Raw genomic sequence first — 18,731 nt, 5'->3', positions numbered from 1 at the left:
AGGGACGCGATACATCGCGTTACGGTGTGTGACGTGGGGGCCGGATCACCGCTCGCTCGCCGGGGGTGCCGGGTCCGCGTGCCAGTCAGCTGCCTGCACCACCGACGACGGGGAGAGATCATGCCGGGCGCCATCTATGCCGAAGGTCTGGTGAAGACCTTCGGGGACGTAAGGGCACTGGACGGCGTCGACCTCGACGTGCCCGAGGGGACGGTCCTCGGGCTGCTCGGGCCCAACGGCGCGGGCAAGACCACGACCGTCCGCTGTCTGACCACCTTGCTGCGTCCCGACAGCGGCAAGGCGGTCGTCGCGGGCGTGGACGTAATGAAGCACCCCGACACCGTGCGCCGCTCCATCGGCCTGTCCGGCCAGTTCGCGGCGGTCGACGAGTATCTGACCGGCCGGGAGAACCTCCAGATGGTCGGCAGGCTCTACCAGATGCGGGGCAAGGCGGCGAAGGAGCGCGCGGCCGAGCTGCTGGAGCAGTTCCACCTCGCCGACGCCGCCGACCGCCCCGCCAAGACCTACTCCGGCGGCATGCGCCGCAGGCTCGACCTCGCCGCCGCCCTCGTGGTCTCGCCGCCCGTGATGTTCATGGACGAACCGACGACCGGGCTCGACCCGCGCAACCGCCAGCAGCTCTGGGAGGTCATCCAGCAGCTCGTCTCCGGCGGCACCACCCTGCTGCTCACCACGCAGTACCTGGAGGAGGCCGATCACCTCGCCCACGACATCGCCGTGGTCGACCACGGCCGGGTCATCGCCCAGGGCACCTCCGACCAGCTCAAGGCCCGCACCGGCGGCGAGCGCGTCGAGGTCGTGGTGCACGAGCGGGACCGGATCGCGGCCACCGCCGAGGTGCTGCGCGCCCTCGGCAAGGGCGAGACCACCATCGAGGAGCACACCCGCAAGCTCACCGTCCCGGTCACCGGCGGCGCCAAGCTGCTCGCCGAGGTCATCCGGGAGCTGGACACCCGGGGCATCGAGATAGACGACATCGCGCTGCTCCGCCCCACTCTCGACGACGTGTTCCTCTCCCTGACCGGACACACCGCCGAGGCCGGCCCGGACACCGCCAAGGACGCCGAGAACACCACCGACACCGAGGGGGCCGTCAAGTGAGTGCCGTCAGTGACACCGCGCGGGCCGTGGCGCCCGCCAACCCCTTCAGCCGGGCCGTCCGCGACTCGCTGATCGTGGCCCAACGGAACCTGATCCGCATGGTCCGGATTCCCGAGGTGGTCATCTTCGGGCTCATCCAGCCGATCATGTTCGTGGTGCTGTTCACCTATGTCTTCGGCGGCTCGATGAAGATCGGCGGCAGCACCAGCGCCACCGCCTACACCAACTTCCTGATGGCCGGGATCTTCGCGCAGACCGTCACCTTCGCCACCGCGGGCTCCGGCGCGGGCATCGCCGACGACATGCACAAGGGTCTGGTGGACCGCTTCCGCTCACTGCCCATGGCGCGTGGCGCGGTGCTGACCGGCCGCACCCTGGCCGACCTGGTGCAGACCGCGCTCACCCTGCTGGTCCTCGCCGCGGTCGCCCTGCTGGTCGGCTGGCGGGTGGGGTCCAACGGCGACACCAACGCCCTGAAGGTCCTCGCCGCCTTCGGCCTGCTGCTTCTGCTCGGATACGCGTTCACCTGGATCGGTGCCCTCATCGGGCTGTCCGTCCGCACCCCCGAGGCGGCCACCTCAGGCGGCCTGGTCTGGCTCTTCCCGGTGACCTTCCTGTCCAACGCGTTCGTGGACACCAGCAACATGACCCCGTGGCTGCGGCACATCGCGGACTGGAACCCGTTCAGCGCCACCGTCGAGGCGGCCCGCGTGCTGTTCGCCAACCCCGGTGAGTCCACGTCGACCGCGTGGCCCATGCAGCACCCGGTATGGGCCTCGCTGATCTACTCGATCCTGATCATCGTGGTCTTCCGCACCCTTGCGGTCCGCAAGTACCGCTCGGCCACCGCCTGAACGGAAGCGGTGGCGGGGCCCCCCGGGTACGACGAAGCCCCCGGCGCCTCTAGGGCACCGGGGGCCGGTCGGAAGAAAAGGGGGCCAGGTCAGGCCGAGTACGGTTCGGCCTTCAGGATCTTCACCGTGGCCTTCTTGCCGTTCGGCAGCTCGTACTCCGCGTTCTCGCCGACCTTGTGGCCGAGCACACCCGAGCCGAGCGGGGACTGCGGCGAGTACGTCTCGACATCGGAGCTGGCGTATTCACGGGAGGCGAGCAGGAACGTCGTCGTGTCGTCCTCGTCACCGTCGAAGGCGATCGTGACGACCATGCCCGGAGCGACGGCGCCGTCGGCGGAGGCCGGGGCCTCGCCCACCTTGGCGTTCTCCAGGAGCTGGGTCAGCTGGCGCACCCGCAGCTCCTGCTTGCCCTGCTCCTCCTTGGCCGCGTGGTACCCGCCGTTCTCGCGCAGGTCGCCCTCCTCGCGCGCGGCCGCGATCTTGGCCGCGATCTCCGTGCGCGCAGGACCAGTAAGGTACTCAAGCTCGTCCTTGAGCTTGTTGTACGCCTCCTGGGTCAGCCAGGTGACGTTCTCGCTGGTCTGGGTCACAGGGTGCTCCTCGTCGGTACAGGGAATACAAAGCATCGCCCTACCAGGAAGCATGTTCTCTCTTGGATGGGCGAAACCACGAGCCTAACAATTCAGGGGCGAAAGGGGGAGGACATAAGCCATCAGAATCGCATCAGCGCAGGTCACGCAGTACACATTCCGGGTGATCCGTCAGCCGGCGTGGCAGCCCAGCAGCTCGGCGGTGCTCCCCTTGGCCGTCGTACGGAGCGTGACGACCTTGTCCACACGGGTGTCGGGCCCGGTGAAGCGGAAGTCGGCCCGGCCGACCTCGGCCCCGTCCGCCGACTGGGAGCGCAGGGTGCAGTAGCCGTCGACATCGGCGTCCCGGTGCACCTCGAGATGCGCGCGCACCGCGTTGTCCGTGGCCTGGAAGGTGATGACCTGGGCGCTGATCTCGTTCTTGGCGACGTAGTGGTAGGCGAAGTAGCCGACCAGTACCAGCAGGGCCGCGCCCAGTGCCGCGCCGAGGATCTTGAGCCGGTGATCGGCACGCTCGTCCGAGGAGCGGCCGTATCGGCCCTCGGGCAGCCGCGTGCTCGCCGTACCCATGATCGTCCTCTCCGCGGAATTATTCGTCCCCCGATTCGGTCACTATAGAAGCCTGCCGCCCGCCCTCCGACCGCCGCCCCATGGACGACGTGCCACAGGCACGGCACCCGTTGACTGCCCCACCGACCGCGGGGCGCCGACCTACAAGGAACGAGTCTTGACTGACCAGCTGCGACTGATGGCCGTGCACGCCCACCCCGACGACGAGTCGAGCAAGGGCGCGGCCACCATGGCGAAGTACGTGTCCGACGGGGTGGACGTGCTGGTGGTGACCTGCACCGGTGGAGAGCGCGGGTCCATCCTCAACCCCAAGCTCCAGGGCGACGCGTACATCGAGGAGCACATCCACGAGGTGCGCAAGAAGGAGATGGACGAGGCCCGCGAGATCCTCGGGGTCGAGCAGGAGTGGCTCGGCTTCGTCGACTCCGGCCTGCCCGAGGGCGACCCGCTGCCCCCGCTGCCGGAGGGCTGCTTCGCCCTGGAGGACGTCGACAAGGCGGCCGGTGAGCTGGTCCGCAAGATCCGCGCGTTCCGCCCGCAGGTGATCACCACCTACGACGAGAACGGTGGCTACCCGCACCCCGACCACATCATGACCCACAAGATCTCGATGGTGGCGTTCGAGGGCGCGACGGACACCGAGAAGTACCCGGAGGCCGAGTTCGGCCCGGCCTGGCAGCCGAGCAAGCTGTACTACAACCAGGGCTTCAACCGCCCCCGCACCGAGGCCCTGCACCACGCGATGCTGGACCGCGGGCTGGAGTCGCCGTACGGGGACTGGCTCAAGCGCTGGAACGAGTTCGAGCGGGTCGAGCGCACCCTGACCACGCATGTCCCGTGCGCGGACTTCTTCCAGATCCGGGACAAGGCGCTGATCGCGCACGCCACGCAGATCGACCCGGACGGCGGCTGGTTCAAGGTCCCGATGGAGCTCCAGAAGGAGGTCTGGCCCACCGAGGAGTACGAGCTGGCGAAGTCCCTCGTGGACACCTCCCTCCCCGAGGACGACCTCTTCGCGGGCATCCGGGACAATGCCTGACATGAGCGCAAGCGTGAGCCTCGCAGTGACGCATCTCGTCCCCCTCGCCAAGGAGATCGACGAGAACAAGGTCACCCCCGGTGTCCTCGGCTTCATCGTGTTCGCGGTGATGGCCCTGGCCGTGTGGGGCCTGATGAAGTCCATGAGCAAGCACATGGGGAAGGTCGACTTCAAGGAGGCTCCCGCCCAGGGCGAGACCTCCGACAAGGCGACCGAGCCCCGGCAGGGCTGACCCCGCCGGGACCGTACGAGTGGCGGGCGTGACCGGTGCAGCACCGGGCCGCGCCCCGCTCACCCCTTGGCCGGTACCGGCACCCCCAGCACATCGCGGGCGTGCCGGTCCGGTGTCATGCGCAGCCGCCATGCCTGCCAGCCCGCCTCCAGGCTGACGCCCCGCTCCAGCAGCAGGGCGTACGCCGGGGCGCAGTCGGTGAGCCGCTCGTCGCGCAGGGGATGGTCGGCGCGGACCAGGCGGGCCAGCTCCTCCTGGGCGACCGCCGTGCCCACCTCGGTGCCGCCCGGCGCCGCGTACGGCAGCAGGGTGCAGCGCAGGAAGCGCGCCCAGTCCTCGCCGCGCCGGTCGCCGTAGGCGGTGAACAGCGTCAGCGCCTCGTCGCACAGCCCCAGCGCCTGCCGGCCGCGCTCGTTGCCCGCGTCCACCACCGCCAGCTCCAGGCAGGTCCACGCCTCGCCGTGCGGGACCCCGACCCGCTGGAAGTCGGCGCGGGCGTCGACGAGCAGCTGCCGGGCGAACCCGGAGTTGCGCAGCGAGCCGGTCTGCGCGGCCCGCTGGTCGCGGGTCACCCGCGCCGAGTGGTGCCGGGCCCAGGCCAGGCCGTACACGTCCCGCATCCGGGAGAACATCGTGCGCGAGCGCTCCAGCTCCCGGACCGCCCGGTCCAGATCGCCGGTCTCCTCCAGCGCCTGCCCCAGGTGGTACAGCGTCCACGCCTCGCCGCGCGCGTCCTCGTTGTCCCGGTGCCGTACGGCCGCCTGGCGCAGCCCTTCCACGGCGGGCGCCGCGTCCCCGTCGACCAGCCGGGCCCGCGCGAGCTGGGTCAGCGCCCACGCCTCACCGCGCGCGTCACGGGTCCGCCCGTAGCGCTCCAGCGCGGCCCCCAGCTCGTCCTCCGCGCGCGGGACGTCGCCGAGGCACAGGGCGAGCTGGCCGAGCTGGTAGTGCGCCCACGCCTCGCCGTGCACCGAACCACCCGCCCGGTGCAGCACCAGGGAGCGCTTCAGCAGGTCCAACGCCTCCGGCAGCCGGGCCCGGTCGCGCTGGACGGCGGCCAGCGCGTGCATGGTCCAGGCGCGGTCGGTGGCGAGCTGCGGGGGCGCCTGGAGGTCCAGCGCCTCCTGGAGCTTGGCCGCCGCCTCGGTCAGGTTGCCCTGGTGGTGCAGGGTGATGCCGAGGGAGCACAGGGCACGGGCGGCGCCCGCGTCGTGGTGCGCCTCCCGGTACAGGTCCACCACCGAGGCCAGCGTGGTGCGCGCCTTGTCCAGCTCGCCGAGCTGCCGGGCCGCGATACCGGTACGCCACTGCACCGAGCGCACCAGCAGCCCCTCGTCCACGGCCTGCGCCAGCTCGTTGATCTCACCGAGCCGGTAGAGGTCGCCGCGCAGCAGGCAGTAGTCGCACAGCGCGCCCAGCAGGTTCAGCACCGCGCCCTGGTCCACGCCCTCGGCCTGCCGCAGGGTGGCCGTGATGAAGCTGCTCTCGTCGTCCAGCCAGCGCAGCGCCTCCTCCAGCGAGACGAAGCCGTGCGAGCCGAAGCGGTCCGAGCGCGTCGACATGTTGCCATCGACCAGGCGCAGCACCGAGTCGGCCAGCTCCGCGTAGTTCACGATCAGCCGCTCCTGCGCCGCCGTACGCTCCGCCTGCTCCTCCTCGTCCAGCAGCCGGGCCTCGGCGAAGGCGCGGACCAGGTGGTGCAGCCGGTACCGGTCGCCGCGCACATGGTCCAGCAGCCCGGCGCGGGCCAGCGCGGCCAGCCGACGGCCCGCCTCCGCCTCGCCGGTGCCCAGCAGCGCGGCGGCCGCCGCCACGCCCAGCGAGGCCCGGCCCGCCAGCGCGAGGCGGCGCAGCAGACGCCGGGCGGGCTCCGGCTGATCGGTGTAGCGCAGCCACAGCACCCGCTCCACCGGCTCGACGGGGCCGTACGCGGCGAGGTCCGCCGCGAGTCCGCTCGCCGGGCGGGAGCCGAGCGCCGAGCCCGCGCAGCGCAGCGCCAGCGGCAGCCCGCCGCACAACTCCCTGGTCCTCTCGGTGGCTTCGGCGTCGTGGGGGTGGGCGGAGTCCGGCGCGGAGGCGGTCAGCAGCTCCTCGGCACCGGCCGCGTCCAGCGCCTCGACGGGCAGCTGGTGCACCCAGGCGGGCAGGTCCGCGTCCAGCTTCAGCGGGGTGCGGGAGGTGACCAGGACCAGGCTGTCGGAGCGTTCCGGGGTGAGCGCGCGGACCTGCGCCGGGTCGGAGGCGTCGTCCAGCACGATCGTCACGGGCAGCCCGGCCAGGTGCTGGTGGTACAGCTCGGCCAGCCGCTTGACCTGCTGTTCGGGGGAGGCGTGCTCGCGGAACAGCAACTGCTCGCGGGGCGCGCCGAGCCGGTTCAGCAGATGCAGCAGGGCGTCGCGGGTGGACAGCGGACGGGTCTCGCGGCCGTCGCCGCGCAGGTCGACGACGACCGCGCCCCGGAAGTGGTCGCGCAGCTCGTGCGCCGCGCGTACCGCGAGCGCGGTGCGGCCCGAGCCCGGCTCGCCGTGCAGGACGACCACGGTCGGCCGGGTCTCCGTCTCCGCGCGGGCGGCCCGCGCCCACTGCCCGATCCGCGCCAGCTCCTCGGTACGGCCCGCGAACAGCTCTTCCGGTTCGGGGAGTTGGCCGAAGGACTGCTCCAGTACGGTCCGACGCCGGGCCGCCGCGCTCTTGTCCGCCCCGCGCAGCGCCGGACCGGCCTTCTTGCCCGGCGCGGTGGAGGCGGCGAGCATCCGCTGCTGGTCCAGGAAGGGGCGGATGCCGCGCACCTCCAGCGCGGTCAGCCACTGCAGCCGCAGCTGCTCGGGGCCGCCGGGCTGGCTCGCCGCGCCCTTGCGGTGATGGGCGGCGGGCAGATGCGTACCGGCCACCTTCACCACCGTCGCGGCGGCCCCGGCCACGCCGACGACGACGCCCGCCCCGAACGCGGTGCCCGCACCGGTGCCGAGGGACAGGTCGGCGACGGCCGCCGCGACCGCCGCGACGGCGGCCACCAGCAGCGGGGTACCGGCACCCTCGCGGGCGTAGCGCCGGGCGAAGCTGAGCCGGTCCCCCTCGGACGCGTCGAGCGCGCGGGTGTACGCGGCGTACTCCTCGGCCGCCGACCCGGCCATCCCGTCCAGCCCGGCGCGCGCCCGCGTGAGCAGCAACTGCCCGTCGGCCCGCCCGCCCGACCGCCGCACCTCCTCCTCCACCGCCCGCACCACCAGCCGGTCGGCCTCACCCCGATGCCCGTCCCGCATACGTCCCCCTCGACGCCACCAACTCCGTTGCGCACCAGTGTGCTTCGGGGGCGGGGGGAGCGCGAGGGGGCGTGGATCAGGAGTGTGGCCGGTCAGCGCTCCCGGGCGTGCCACTCCGGTGCGAGGACCGCCCAGACCTGCTTGTCGTGCCGGGCACCGCCGTACGGCCACGCCTCGCGCCGCACGCCCTCCAGCGTCATACCGAGCCGCTTCGCCACCGCCGCGCTGCGGTCGTTGTCGGCCCGGCAGTGCCATTCGGCCCGGTGCAGGCCGCGGGTGCCGAACGCCCAGTCCAGCAGGGCGGCGCAGGCCGGGGTGACCAGGCCGTGGCCCTCGGCGGACGGCTCCAGCCAGCAGCCGACCTCGCAGGTGCCGAGAGCGGTGCTGAAGTCGGTGAACATCACGCCGCCGACGAGGGTGCCGTCCCGCCAAATGCCGTACAGACGGCCGCCGTCGGCAGCTTGGCGGGCGGCGTACCGCTCCAGCGTGGCCCGCGCCCCCGGTACGTCCTCGGTGACGAACCCGGCGCCGACCCAGGGGCGGATGTGCTCGCGGGCGCGGTCGAGATGCGCGGCGAACTCCTCGGCGTGCCAGGGCTCCAGTGGGGCCAGGTGGGCGCCGTCGCCGAGCGGAAGCGAGAACATGGGGGCCTCCCCTTTTGCATAACAAGTGTTATGGCAATGTACCGTGGCGCCATGCCACGTACCAAGGGAGATCACGAGGCCCGGCGGCGGGACGTCTCCGCGGCGGTCTGGCAGGTGCTGGCCACCCGCGGCTTCGCCGGGCTGACGCTGCGCGCCGTCGCCGCCGAACTCGGCGCGACCACCGGCCTGCTCACGCACTACTTCCCGACCAAGCGGGCCCTGCTCGAGTACGCGCTCGACCTGCTCGAACAGCGCACCCTCGCCCGCCCCCGCCGCCCCGGCGGGCCGGGGCTCGCGGCGCTGCGGGACGCCCTGCTCGACATCCTGCCGCTGACGCCCGAGGCCACCGACAGCAACCGCATCTGGGTCTGCTCCTGGGACACCGCCCTCACGGACCCGGCCATCGGCGCCGACCACGCCCGCAAGTACGCCGAGAGCCGCACCCGCCTGACCGAACACGTGGCAGCCGCGCAGGCCCTCGGCGAACTACCCCCCGGAGACCCGGCACGCCTCGCGGCGGGCGCCCAGTCCTTCACCCTCGGCCTGGTGGTACAGGCCCTGCTCGACCCGTCTGCCTTCCCACCCGAGCGACAGCAGCAACTCCTGGACGACTACCTCACCGGCCTGGCGAGCTGGAGGGGGTGACCGGCTCGGGGGGCTACGGTGGCGGTCGAGTAGGCGAAGCGCAGGGATGTGCACCCATTGCAAGCGCGCCAAGTCGGTCTTCCCTCGCACTGCTTCGACAGTGGTCGGAACCGACACGGGCACCCCGGCCTGCCGGGATGCCGATGCGAGCCGGTTTCGACCTCCTGCTCCGTGAGCGCGCCGTGCTCCTCCTCGTGGGCCGCGACGATCTCAGCGAGCCCGTCCATGGCGAGCTGGTGCCTCACGGCCTCGGTGACATGGCTGGACAGCCCACGACGAGCGGTTCGCGAGCGGAGTTCGCTGACTGAGTGACCTCTCCGATGTGCACATCGACTCTGTGGCTGACGAAGAGCGCCGCCCCCGGTGTTGACGATCAGACGAGAGGACGCCCAGCGGCACGGCCTGCGCTAACACTCGGCACGGCGGAGGAATTGCCAGCCCAGCACGGCCAGGGCAAGCGTCTGTACAAGCGAAGTGAGCGCGAGCAGAGGTTGAACGGTGGAGGAGCACCAGAACGCGGTCATGCAGACCACAGGCAGGATCAGATACGTGAACAGGTCCACTGCGGTCTGAAGCCGCTTGTGCATGATGCGACCCGCAACGTTGCGGTGGTAGGCCTCCCAGCCGAACACCGCGCCAGGGGCGGAGGCGAGTTCCCCAAGACGCGGTCCTAGTTGGTCGCGGACGTAGCAGCCAATCGCCGAGATCTTCTGGTCATTGACCAGGTAGGTCCAGCCCAGGATCAGGCAGATCGCGGGGGCGGAAAGCAAGAGTTGGGCCTGTCCGCTCTGGACGGTGAGCGCCACGACCGCGGTGACAGCGGCGAGTGTGAAGTAGAGCAGGTTGTCGCGGAACCCTATGCGGGTCTTCTGCTCCTCCTTGAGGCGGTCGTACTCAGCCAGCAGGACCTTGCTCTCGGTGACATCATCCATGGAGGTCACAGCCATCCCCACACTTGATTTCAGGACCGGTCGGCGATCTGGAAGGGCGTCAGGTTGTCGCGCCGCTCGATCCAGCCCTTTCCGTCTGCCGCGATCCCTTCCAGGAGGCGGAAGGTATGGGTGAATCCGGCGGCACTGAGACTGATCTCGGAAATCTCCTGAGCGCTCTCGTCCGTCGCCAGTTGATGGGCGTCGGCGTCCTTGACGTGGATCTTCCTGGCCGGTCCGTTGGTTAGGACGAGTTCCAGGTCGTAGCCGACATCGACGTTCTCCGTCACCTGCACCGAGGACAGCGCGTCGAACCGGTAGTTGCTCCGCTGCTCGTTCTTGCGCGTCGCGTCGGAGAACTTGAGCTCGGAGCTGACCTCGCGGATGCCGTCCCGGGTGAACAGGAACAGGCGGAGGACGTAGTCCGAGTACCGCCATGGGCCGCCTCTGACCCGGCCGCGTCTGCAGGAAGGTGCCGGGGTCACGAGGATGGTGTGCGTGATCAGATCCCGCCAGGTGAGCCGGTGGTGCCGCAGCGCCTCGTCGACGAATGAAGTCTTGTCGCAGGCGAGCCAGGTCTCCATTTCCCGCTCACTGGGGCGGGTGGCGTCCAGGTGATCCGTCCAGCGCTGCTGAGCGTTCTTTCGTGCGGCCAGATCTTCCTGGTATTTCCGAGTCTCCTGGGCCACTCGATGTCTTTCACGCCGGACCTTCAGCCACAGGTGAGCAGCTGCGTGCCCGGACCAGGCCGCACCGAGCAAGGCCAGGACCGCCCACAGCGGCCTCGGTTGGGTGGCGCCCGCGACCGCCGTGCCGAAGCCTGAGAGAACCGCGACACCGAGAACGGCGAGGGCCACCACGGTGAGGGCCTTCGTCCAGGCCGGCGTCCGGACCTGTCGGTACTGATCGAACAGGGTGCCGTTGTTGTGGCGGTTCCGGGCCTCTTCGGCAAGGTGACGGATCAGCCAAGTGACCCGCTCCACACCGATGCGGTTTTCCCGGTAGAGGTCCGCGATCTCGGCGGCGAGGTCGCGGCGGACCTCGGTGGTGTGGGCGAGCCAGGTGTCCGGGGTGAACCCGTAGGGCGTGCGGACGCTGAAGTAGTGGTCGAACTTACTGTGGACGCTTTTGGTGAAGCCGGCCTTGGCGGGGGCGGGACTGTGCGGCTGTGGGACGTCGGCCCCACCTGATATGTCCGGGCGGGGCTTCCGGCCCCACCACTGGAGGCCGCATCGGGCCGCGGTGCGACCCGCGCCGAGTGCCACCAGTGACTCGACGATCGCCTCGGTCGGATTCGCGATCCACGCCAGGACGCCGAGGGCCACACTGCTGACCACGAACAGGACCACCCGAGACGGAAGTGCCGCTCGGGCAGCGACGGCGGCAGAAGTGCTCGGGCGGGGGAGTGCCGCCCTCGCCCCGATGGGGTCGGGCTCGAAGTAGGCCCAGACCCGTTGGGCCCGGTCGTTGCCGAAGCGCTGTGCCGCGGCCCGCTCGAGGGTCTCCGCCCAGAGCTCGTCCTTCAGGCCGCCGGTGAGCATGAGGTCGAGGTGGCGGAGGATCGCGTTGTGCTGGCGGGACGGCAGCTCCTGCAACTGCTTCAGTACAGGTCCGGCCTCCCCGCTCGCGGTGCTGAGTGCCGCCAGCAGGTCGAAAGTGACGCGCAGGGCTTCCTTCCACTCGTCCTCGGGATAATTCCGTACGAGTCCGGAGACGCGCTGCAGCCGCTGGAGCTCTTCGGCGCTGAGGTCGTAGTAGGTGCGTGCGCTGAGTACGGCGAGCACCTGGTGGAAACGCACCTCCGCGGTGTGGTGGCCAAGAGCGATCGCATCGGTGATCATCTCGTGGGCGCGGCTCGGAATCCCGTCCTCCAGGAGCCGCACGCCCACCTTGAACTTTTCCTGCGGCGAAGCATCGGGGTGGACGTAGTAGACGTTGGAGTTGTGTATGACCCCGGCTTGCATGCCGATGTTGGAGTCGTACGCGGCCGAGCTGTACGTAGAACCGTCGCTGTCGCTCATGCCCGGTCACCGGCGGCGGCGATCAGGGGGGTCAGCTCGGCCGCGAGCGCAGGGCACTCCGAGACCAGGCCACGCAGTCTCCTGAGCATCATGACCGCCCGCTTCGACGAATCAGGGGTGCTGTCGTCGGCAGACCGGAGGGCGGAGTCCAGGTCGGCCAAGGCCTCCCGGTACGTGTCCTCGTCGACGGCGCCTTCGGTGTGGTGCCGCCCCAAATTCTTCCGAAAATCGTTGAGTTTCCCGATCAGGTCGATCGGGCCGGACTCCTGCGGAGCCGGGTTCATGTGAACGCTGCTGCCAGAGACCGAGCCGGCCATGATGCCGACGGTGCTGTTGTGGGCGGTGTTGCTGACGTGTCGGCCCCGCTGGTCGGCTGTAGGGGACCCGGAGTTTCGGGGCACGGCGGTCTCCTCCTGTTCCGCCGCCAGTTCCACCGCCAGTCGGATGGCGAACGCCGCCGCGTTCGCTGCGGCCTGCGGCTGAAGGCTGCGGTCGTCCGTGCTGTTCTTCGTGCCGTCCGCCCGGTCGCTGATGCCACGGATGATGGCCACCGGCGCTCCGCTGAGATGGCCGGCCTGTGCTACACCGGCCCCTTCCATCTCGATGGCGAGGGCGTCGTTGTAGTGCTGCCGGATCCACTTCGCCTCGGCCGAGATCCTTGAGTTCTGGACGATCTCGCCGGCGGCGATGGCCCCGAATCGCACCTGAGGCGCGTCCTCGTCAGAGGAGGCGGAATCCGCCCAGTCGTTCAAGCGGGCCAGATGCATGGCGAGCTGGCTGATGCCATGCGGTGCTTCCCACACCCGAGGGCGGGCTTTGAGCCCGTCATCCTCGCTGGTGCCCCCGTGGTAGGCGTATACGTGGGACGCCACCACTACGTCACCCAGCCTGGTGGCGTCCCATAAGGCGCCGGCGACCCCGACGAAAAGCACGGCCGACGGTGAGAACTCCTGAATCGCGCGTTCGGCGATCACTGCGGCGGACCCGTTCCCCTTGCTCGTCAGGCCGAGTGCGACACGGCACGACGTACCCCGCACGGTTCCCGTCTCGAACCGTGTACCTCGCTCATGGCGGTGCACCTGCGCACTCGCCAGCTTCTCGCGCACGGCCTGATACTCGAGATTGAGGGCGGTGAGAATCACCACCGGGCCTGTGGACATCTATCCCTCTTCCCCTTGCGTGTGCTCTTCGACAGTGGACTGCGTGGGTCGGATCAGCGGAGGGAACAGCACGGTTTTCGGCCCGGCCCGGTACAGCCGGGCGGGCCGTCCGCCGGTGCTTCTGCGGTCCGTACCGACGGGGAGGATGAATCCCTTCGCGGCTTGGACCTTCCGGTAGAAGTTGCGAGTGTCGAGTGCGGTGCCCCAGACGGCTTCGTACACCTGTTGCAGCTCTGCGATGGTGAATTCCTTGCCGCAGAACGCCGTGGCCAGAGACGAGAACTCAAGCTTGGTGCGCGCGTGTTCGATCCCATCCGCCGCGATTCGACGGTGGTCGAAGGCGAGTTCCTCATCGCCGGACAGCACGGCGGCCGCGGGAACCCACGCGGCATCGGTGGCATCGGTGCCCGCGACCGGGTCGGGTAGCCCCGGTGCGATCGCCAGGTGTGCCACCGAGACGACTCGGCCCCGGGGGTCACGACCCGATTCCCCGTACACGGCTAGCTGTTCAAGGTGTACCCAACTGGATGCCAGGGCCGTTTCCTCGCTCAGTTCACGGTGGGCGGCATCCAGAATCTCCTCGCCGTCGTGGTTCAGGAACCCTCCGGGCAGGGCGCGCATGCCCCGGAAAGGGTCTTCGCCCCGCTCCACCAGGAGGATGTGCAGGTGGCCCTCCCGCAGCGTCAGGATCACGAGATCGACAGTCAGTAGTACGGGAGTCGGTGACCACTCGTCATCGCGCATGTGCTGCACGGTACTTTGGTTACTGTCACTTACACAAGAAGTGGGTAAGGCGAACCATTCATCTGTGCGTGCTCGGCGGTGGAAGCCGGAATGAAATGGCGGGCTGCCTGCGCGCATGTCGGCCGCCAGATGACGCCCAGGTCGACAGTGGCGGGAATGTGGAGGGCGCCCTTGACCGCGCCGGTGATCATCTCGCCGTGCCTCCACCTTCACGGTCGATGGTCTCTTGTCCCCCCGCCGTCGGGGTGCCCGGTTCGGGAGGGACGCTGTGAGAGGCTGGATCGTATGAACCGGCTAGCCGACGTGACCTCGCCGTATCTGCTCCAGCACGCTGACAACCCGGTCGACTGGTACCCCTGGGGGCCGGAGGCGTTCGAGGAGGCGCGGCGGCGGGACGTGCCGATCCTGCTGAGCGTCGGGTACTCCGCCTGTCACTGGTGTCACGTCATGGCGCACGAGTCCTTCGAGGACCAGGCCACCGCGGACTACCTGAACGAGAACTTCGTCAGTGTGAAGGTGGACCGGGAGGAGCGGCCGGACGTCGACGCGGTGTACATGGAGGCCGTGCAGGCGGCGACCGGGCAGGGCGGCTGGCCCATGACGGTGTTCCTGACACCGGAGGCCGAGCCCTTCTACTTCGGCACCTATTTCCCGCCCCGACCGAAGCACGGCATGCCCTCCTTCCGGCAGGTGCTGGAGGGGGTCCACCAGGCGTGGGACGGCAGGCGGGACGAGGTCACCGAGGTCGCCGGGAAGATCACTCGGGACCTCGCCCAGCGGGAGATCGTCCAGCAGGCGGCCGGGGTGCCGGGTGAGGAGGAGCTGGCCGGGGCGCTGCTCGGGCTCACCCGGGAGTACGACCCGCAGCGCGGCGGCTTCGGCGGCGCGCCGAAGTTCCCGCCCTCCATGGCGCTGGAGTTCCTGCTGCGCCACCACGCCCGCACCGGCTCCGAGGGCGCCCTCCAGATGGCGAGCGACACCTGCGAGCGGATGGCCCGCGGCGGCATCTACGACCAGCTCGGCGGCGGCTTCGCCCGCTACTCCGTGGACCGCGACTGGGTCGTGCCGCATTTCGAGAAGATGCTGTACGACAACGCGCTGCTCTGTCGGGTGTACGCCCACCTCTGGCGGGCCACCGGCTCCGACCTCGCCCGCCGGATCGCGCTGGAGACCGCCGACTTCCTCGTCGGTGAACTCCGTACCGAGGAAGGCGGGTTCGCCTCCGCGCTGGACGCCGACAGCGACGACGGCACCGGCAAGCACGTCGAGGGCGCGTACTACGTCTGGACGCCCGAGCAGCTGCGCGCCCTGCTCGGGGACGAGGACGGCGACCTCGCCGCCGAGTACTTCGGTGTGACCGACGAGGGCACCTTCGAGCACGGCCAGTCCGTGCTGCAACTGCCGCAGGCGGAGCGGGTCTTCGACGCCGAGCGGATCGCCTCCATCAGGGAGCGGATGCTCGCCGAGCGGTCCCGGCGGCCCGCGCCCGGCCGGGACGACAAGGTCGTCGCGGCCTGGAACGGCCTCGCCGTCGCCGCGCTCGCCGAGACCGGCGCCTACTTCGACCGCCCCGACCTGATCGAGGCCGCCGTCGCCGCCGCCGACCATCTGGTCCGCGTCCACCTCGACGAGCACGGCCACCTCACCCGGACCAGCCGCGACGGCCGCGCCGGGACCAACGCCGGGGTGCTGGAGGACTACGCCGACGTCGCCGAGGGCTTCCTCGCGCTGGCCTCCGTCACCGGCGAGGGCGTCTGGCTGGACTTCGCCGGGCTCCTCCTCGACCAGGTCATGACCCGCTTCACCGACCCGGAGAGCGGCGCGCTGTACGACACCGCCTCCGACGCCGAGCAGCTCATCCGCCGCCCGCAGGACCCGACAGACAACGCGACCCCGTCCGGCTGGTCCGCCGCGGCCGCCGCCCTGCTGTCCTACGCCGCGCACACCGGCTCCGAGGCCCACCGGACCGCCGCCGAGCGGGCCCTCGGCGTGGTCAAGGCGCTCGGGCCGCGCGTGCCCCGGTTCGTCGGCTGGGGCCTCGCCGCGGCCGAGGCGCTGCTCGACGGGCCCCGCGAGGTCGCCGTCGTCGGCCCGTCCCTCACCGACGAGCGCACCGCCGCCCTGCACCGTACGGCTCTCCTCGCCACCGCCCCCGGCGCGGTCGTCGCGGCGGGCACCCCGGACGGGGAGGAGTTCCCCCTCCTCGCCCACCGCCCCCTGGTCGGCGGTGACCCGGCCGCCTATGTGTGCCGGAACTTCACCTGCGAGGCCCCGGTGACCGATCCCGACGCGCTCCGTTCGGCGCTGGACGACAACTGATCGAATCGGGTGCCCCACACGGCTACTTCCCGTACATCTGTGCCCGCTACGATGCGCTGCCCGCCGCCCCGTGGGGGTGGCGCATCCTGTGGGGGGAAAGCCCGTGTTCGTGCTGTCCATACTGCTGCTCGTCGTGGCGGTCGTGCTGTTCTTCGTCGGACGCGGCAGAGCCGAGGCCGGCTGGAAGATCGGGGCTGCGATCGGCGCCCTGGGTGGGGTCCTGGCCGGTCTGTTCGCCTGTCTTCATGTGGTCAGCGCCTATGAGGTGGGCGTCCCGGTGACGTTCGGCCGGATCGGCACCCCGCTGACCTCCGGCATGCACTTCAAGTCGCCGTTCACCGACGTCACCTCCTTCTCCACCCGGCCGGTCGACCTCGACCTGGGCGGTGAGGACCGGGTGGAGGTCCGCTCCTCGCAGGGCGGGGTGCTGTACGCGGACGTCACCATCAAGTGGGCCGTCGTCCCGCGCAAGGCGGTCGAGCTGTACCGGCTGGCGGGCAGCGAGGACGCCGTCCAGGAGCGGCTGGTGCTGCCGGACAGCCGCGAGATCATCCGCAATGTGTTCGCCAAGCACACCAGCGAGGAGGGGTACGCGTCCGCCCGGGAGCGGATCAGCGCGGAGATCGAGCGCCTGGTGAAGGAGCGGCTGGCTCCGCGCGGGATCGACGTGACCACCGTCAATCTGCGCAATGTCCGGCCGTCGAAGCAGCTGCAGGGCCAGATCGACAAGAAGATCCAGCAGGAGCAGGCCACCGAGCGCGCCGTCGAGTCCGCGCGGACCGCCAAGGCGGAGGCCGAGCGCAAGCGGATCGAGGCCGAGGGCACCGCCCGCGCCAACAAGATCCTGGAGCGCTCCCTCAGCGACAAGGTGCTCTACAACCAGTGCCTGGACGCCTACCGCGAGGCCGCCAAGGCCCACCCCGTGTACGCCGTCCCGTGCGGCGGCGGCTCCGGCGGCACCCCGGTCATCGTGGACGGCACCAAGAACTGACGGCACCAAGACCGGGACGGCGCTAGCCCAGCTCCGCCCGGAACCGCACCGCCTCCGCCACGATCGCCTCCAACTGCTCGTGGTGCGCCCCCTTCCAGTACGCCCGCCCGCACTCCCCGCACGCCGCGAACACGTCGTAGGTGTCCCGCGTACCGGCCTCCAGCCGGTCGGCCACCTGGGACTTGGTGGCCGGGCGCAGGGGGCCGTTGCAGGCGGTGCAGCGGGACCAGGGGGCCAGCTCCGGGGCGAACCGCTCCAGCACGTCGCGGAGCTGCTGCTCCGGCCGGGTGCTGTACACGTACGCCCCGGCCCACAGCTCGCGGCGGCGGAGCAGGCCCCGGTCGCGGCTGAGCAGGACCCGGCGTTCGGCCGCGGAGCGCGTGGCGAGCGCCGGGTCGCCGATGTCGGTGGACTCGTACGCCGTGTCCACGCCGAGCAGGCGCATCCGGCGGGCCAGGGTGCCGAGGTGGACGTCGAGCAGGAAGCGCAAGGGGGCGCCGGGCACCCGCTGGGGGCGCGGGACCGGGCCGACGTGGACGGATTCGCCGTCGGCCGGGACGTGGGCGCGGGGGACCTCGCGGCCGTCCACGGTGAGGGTGCCGACCTCGGTCAGCGGGATGCCGAGGGACTCCACGACATGGCCGAGGGAGGAGACGCCGTCGACACCGAGTCCGGCGACGCCCGCCCGGTGCGCGTGCGGCACGAACAGGTGCAGGTCCGGGGCGACTTCGAGGTGGATCACGGGTCCGTTCACCCGGTCAGCATGGCACGCGCCCCGGACGCTCTCAGGAGTGCTGGTACGCGACCAGCGAGATGCCGACGTAGTGCACGATGAACGCGGCGAGCGTGAGCGAGTGGAAGACCTCGTGGAAGCCGAACCAGCGCGGTGAGGGGTTGGGCTTCTTGATGCCGTAGACCACGCCCCCGGCGCTGTACAGCAGTCCGCCGACGACCACCAGGACCAGGACGGCGATGCCGCCGGTGCGCATGAAGTCGGGCAGGAAGAAGACCGCGGCCCAGCCCATCGCGATGTAGCACGGGGTGTACAGCCAGCGGGGTGCGCCGACCCAGAAGACGCGGAAGGCGATGCCCGCGAGGGCGGCGGCCCAGATGCCCCACAGCAGCCACTGTCCCTTGCTGCCCGGCAGGAGCAGCAGGGTGAGCGGGGTGTAGGTGCCCGCGATGATCAGGAAGATGTTGGAGTGGTCGAGGCGGCGCAGGATGCGGTCGGCCCGGGGGCTCCAGTTGCCCCGGTGGTACAGCGCGCTGACCCCGAAGAGCAGACACGCCGTCAGGGCGTAGATCCCGCAGGCGATTCGGCCCCGGGTGGAGTCCGCGAGGGCGGTGAGCACCAGGCCCGAGATGAGGGCGGCCGGGAACATGCCCAGGTGCAGCCAGCCACGGAGCCGGGGCTTGAGGGGCTCCGGCAGGGAGAGCGTGGGAACGGACGCGGTCATGAAGCGCATCGTACCTACGGAACCGTAAGTTACGGATCAGCACCCCTGGGTGGGTGGCCGAGGTCACGCCCACACCATGATCCATCGTCTCATGGCGGCCACGCGTCCCGCTTGCAAAGAATTCGCCATGCGTGTCCCAGGCGCGCGCAAA

The 18,731-nt window shown here is 70.6% G+C and carries 17 protein-coding genes; 7 read left to right on the top strand and 10 right to left on the bottom strand.

The annotated features are described in order from the left end of the window. Positions 1–120 precede the first annotated feature (120 nt). Complete coding sequence (locus tag ACIPPM_RS15585; protein ID WP_401447669.1) at positions 121–1,122, top strand: ATP-binding cassette domain-containing protein; 1,002 nt, start codon at positions 121–123, stop codon at positions 1,120–1,122. Beyond that, complete coding sequence (locus ACIPPM_RS15580) at positions 1,119–1,976, top strand: ABC transporter permease (protein ID WP_401447666.1); 858 nt, start codon at positions 1,119–1,121, stop codon at positions 1,974–1,976. Before ACIPPM_RS15585 ends, ACIPPM_RS15580 begins: the two co-directional genes overlap by 4 nt. Before the next feature lie 89 nt (positions 1,977–2,065). Here the strand turns inward: ACIPPM_RS15580 and greA are convergent, their stop codons facing one another. Together greA and ACIPPM_RS15570 are read right to left on the bottom strand one after the other, a co-directional pair. Continuing rightward, a complete protein-coding gene (gene greA, locus ACIPPM_RS15575) occupies positions 2,066–2,566 on the bottom strand; it encodes a transcription elongation factor GreA (protein ID WP_393595585.1) in 501 nt (166 codons plus the stop codon). A gap of 171 nt (positions 2,567–2,737) precedes the next feature. Then, entirely contained in the window at positions 2,738–3,136 is a 399-nt protein-coding gene (locus ACIPPM_RS15570) for a DUF4307 domain-containing protein (protein ID WP_401447663.1), read from the bottom strand. A 157-nt stretch (positions 3,137–3,293) separates the two neighbouring features. On the opposite strand from ACIPPM_RS15570, the gene mca reads away from it, so the two are divergent. Both mca and ACIPPM_RS15560 read left to right on the top strand, forming a co-directional pair. After that, on the top strand, positions 3,294–4,175 hold the full coding sequence (mca, locus tag ACIPPM_RS15565) for a mycothiol conjugate amidase Mca (protein ID WP_401447661.1): 882 nt from the start codon (positions 3,294–3,296) through the stop codon (positions 4,173–4,175). Next, the gene (locus ACIPPM_RS15560) at positions 4,168–4,407 is read left to right on the top strand and encodes a hypothetical protein (protein ID WP_401447659.1); all 240 of its coding nucleotides are present in this window, start codon (positions 4,168–4,170) and stop codon (positions 4,405–4,407) included. Before mca ends, ACIPPM_RS15560 begins: the two co-directional genes overlap by 8 nt. A 59-nt stretch (positions 4,408–4,466) precedes the next feature. Here ACIPPM_RS15560 and ACIPPM_RS15555 read toward each other — a convergent pair whose 3' ends face one another. Further along, positions 4,467–7,670, bottom strand: a complete 3,204-nt coding sequence (locus ACIPPM_RS15555) for a tetratricopeptide repeat protein (protein ID WP_401447656.1) — start codon at positions 7,668–7,670, stop codon at positions 4,467–4,469. Between the two features lie 92 nt (positions 7,671–7,762). Next, a complete protein-coding gene (locus ACIPPM_RS15550) occupies positions 7,763–8,314 on the bottom strand; it encodes a GNAT family N-acetyltransferase (protein WP_401447653.1) in 552 nt (183 codons plus the stop codon). A 51-nt stretch (positions 8,315–8,365) separates the two neighbouring features. Between ACIPPM_RS15550 and ACIPPM_RS15545 the strand changes: the two genes are divergently transcribed. Beyond that, positions 8,366–8,959, top strand: coding sequence for a TetR/AcrR family transcriptional regulator (locus ACIPPM_RS15545; protein ID WP_401447651.1), 594 nt, complete (start codon positions 8,366–8,368; stop codon positions 8,957–8,959). Positions 8,960–9,366: 407 nt separating this feature from the next. Here the strand turns inward: ACIPPM_RS15545 and ACIPPM_RS15540 are convergent, their stop codons facing one another. Genes ACIPPM_RS15540 through ACIPPM_RS15525 form a run of 4 tightly spaced genes read right to left on the bottom strand, consistent with a single transcriptional unit; the run spans position 9,367 to position 13,813 of the window. Continuing rightward, entirely contained in the window at positions 9,367–9,906 is a 540-nt protein-coding gene (locus ACIPPM_RS15540) for a hypothetical protein (protein ID WP_401447648.1), read from the bottom strand. Positions 9,907–9,920: 14 nt separating this feature from the next. Continuing rightward, positions 9,921–11,909, bottom strand: a complete 1,989-nt coding sequence (locus ACIPPM_RS15535) for a hypothetical protein (protein ID WP_401447646.1) — start codon at positions 11,907–11,909, stop codon at positions 9,921–9,923. Then, positions 11,906–13,069: a purine phosphorylase gene (locus tag ACIPPM_RS15530; RefSeq protein WP_401447644.1), complete on the bottom strand. Its 1,164-nt coding sequence runs from the start codon at positions 13,067–13,069 to the stop codon at positions 11,906–11,908. Before ACIPPM_RS15530 ends, ACIPPM_RS15535 begins: the two co-directional genes overlap by 4 nt. Next, positions 13,070–13,813 carry an NUDIX hydrolase gene (locus ACIPPM_RS15525; protein WP_401447642.1) on the bottom strand — a complete coding sequence of 248 codons (744 nt, stop codon included), beginning with the start codon at positions 13,811–13,813 and terminating at the stop codon, positions 13,070–13,072. A 285-nt stretch (positions 13,814–14,098) separates the two neighbouring features. Here ACIPPM_RS15525 and ACIPPM_RS15520 point away from each other — a divergent pair, with 285 nt between their 5' ends. Together ACIPPM_RS15520 and ACIPPM_RS15515 are read left to right on the top strand one after the other, a co-directional pair. Next, a complete protein-coding gene (locus ACIPPM_RS15520) occupies positions 14,099–16,132 on the top strand; it encodes a thioredoxin domain-containing protein (protein WP_401447639.1) in 2,034 nt (677 codons plus the stop codon). Positions 16,133–16,241: 109 nt separating this feature from the next. Next, the gene (locus ACIPPM_RS15515) at positions 16,242–17,123 is read left to right on the top strand and encodes a prohibitin family protein (RefSeq protein ID WP_401447636.1); all 882 of its coding nucleotides are present in this window, start codon (positions 16,242–16,244) and stop codon (positions 17,121–17,123) included. Between the two features lie 22 nt (positions 17,124–17,145). Here the strand turns inward: ACIPPM_RS15515 and ACIPPM_RS15510 are convergent, their stop codons facing one another. Beyond that, entirely contained in the window at positions 17,146–17,877 is a 732-nt protein-coding gene (locus tag ACIPPM_RS15510; RefSeq protein WP_401447634.1) for a Mut7-C RNAse domain-containing protein, read from the bottom strand. 31 nt (positions 17,878–17,908) lie between these two features. After that, positions 17,909–18,589, bottom strand: coding sequence for a hemolysin III family protein (locus ACIPPM_RS15505; protein WP_401447631.1), 681 nt, complete (start codon positions 18,587–18,589; stop codon positions 17,909–17,911). Positions 18,590–18,731: the final 142 nt, after the last annotated feature.

Origin of the sequence: Streptomyces sp. NPDC090119 (assembly GCF_044747085.1) — a bacterium.
GTDB lineage: Bacteria > Actinomycetota > Actinomycetes > Streptomycetales > Streptomycetaceae > Streptomyces.
This window is presented reverse-complemented; position numbering and strand designations above follow the sequence as displayed.

Coding starts and splice junctions, on each gene's coding strand:
- ACIPPM_RS15560 (WP_401447659.1), top strand. CDS start 4,168: ATGCCTGACATGAGCGCAAGCGTGAGCCTCGCAGTGACGCATCTCGTC.
- ACIPPM_RS15505 (WP_401447631.1), bottom strand. CDS start 18,589: ATGCGCTTCATGACCGCGTCCGTTCCCACGCTCTCCCTGCCGGAGCCC.
- ACIPPM_RS15550 (WP_401447653.1), bottom strand. CDS start 8,314: ATGTTCTCGCTTCCGCTCGGCGACGGCGCCCACCTGGCCCCACTGGAG.
- ACIPPM_RS15585 (WP_401447669.1), top strand. CDS start 121: ATGCCGGGCGCCATCTATGCCGAAGGTCTGGTGAAGACCTTCGGGGAC.
- ACIPPM_RS15530 (WP_401447644.1), bottom strand. CDS start 13,069: ATGTCCACAGGCCCGGTGGTGATTCTCACCGCCCTCAATCTCGAGTAT.
- ACIPPM_RS15525 (WP_401447642.1), bottom strand. CDS start 13,813: ATGCGCGATGACGAGTGGTCACCGACTCCCGTACTACTGACTGTCGAT.
- ACIPPM_RS15545 (WP_401447651.1), top strand. CDS start 8,366: ATGCCACGTACCAAGGGAGATCACGAGGCCCGGCGGCGGGACGTCTCC.
- ACIPPM_RS15555 (WP_401447656.1), bottom strand. CDS start 7,670: ATGCGGGACGGGCATCGGGGTGAGGCCGACCGGCTGGTGGTGCGGGCG.
- ACIPPM_RS15535 (WP_401447646.1), bottom strand. CDS start 11,909: ATGAGCGACAGCGACGGTTCTACGTACAGCTCGGCCGCGTACGACTCC.
- ACIPPM_RS15570 (WP_401447663.1), bottom strand. CDS start 3,136: ATGGGTACGGCGAGCACGCGGCTGCCCGAGGGCCGATACGGCCGCTCC.
- ACIPPM_RS15540 (WP_401447648.1), bottom strand. CDS start 9,906: ATGGCTGTGACCTCCATGGATGATGTCACCGAGAGCAAGGTCCTGCTG.
- ACIPPM_RS15520 (WP_401447639.1), top strand. CDS start 14,099: ATGAACCGGCTAGCCGACGTGACCTCGCCGTATCTGCTCCAGCACGCT.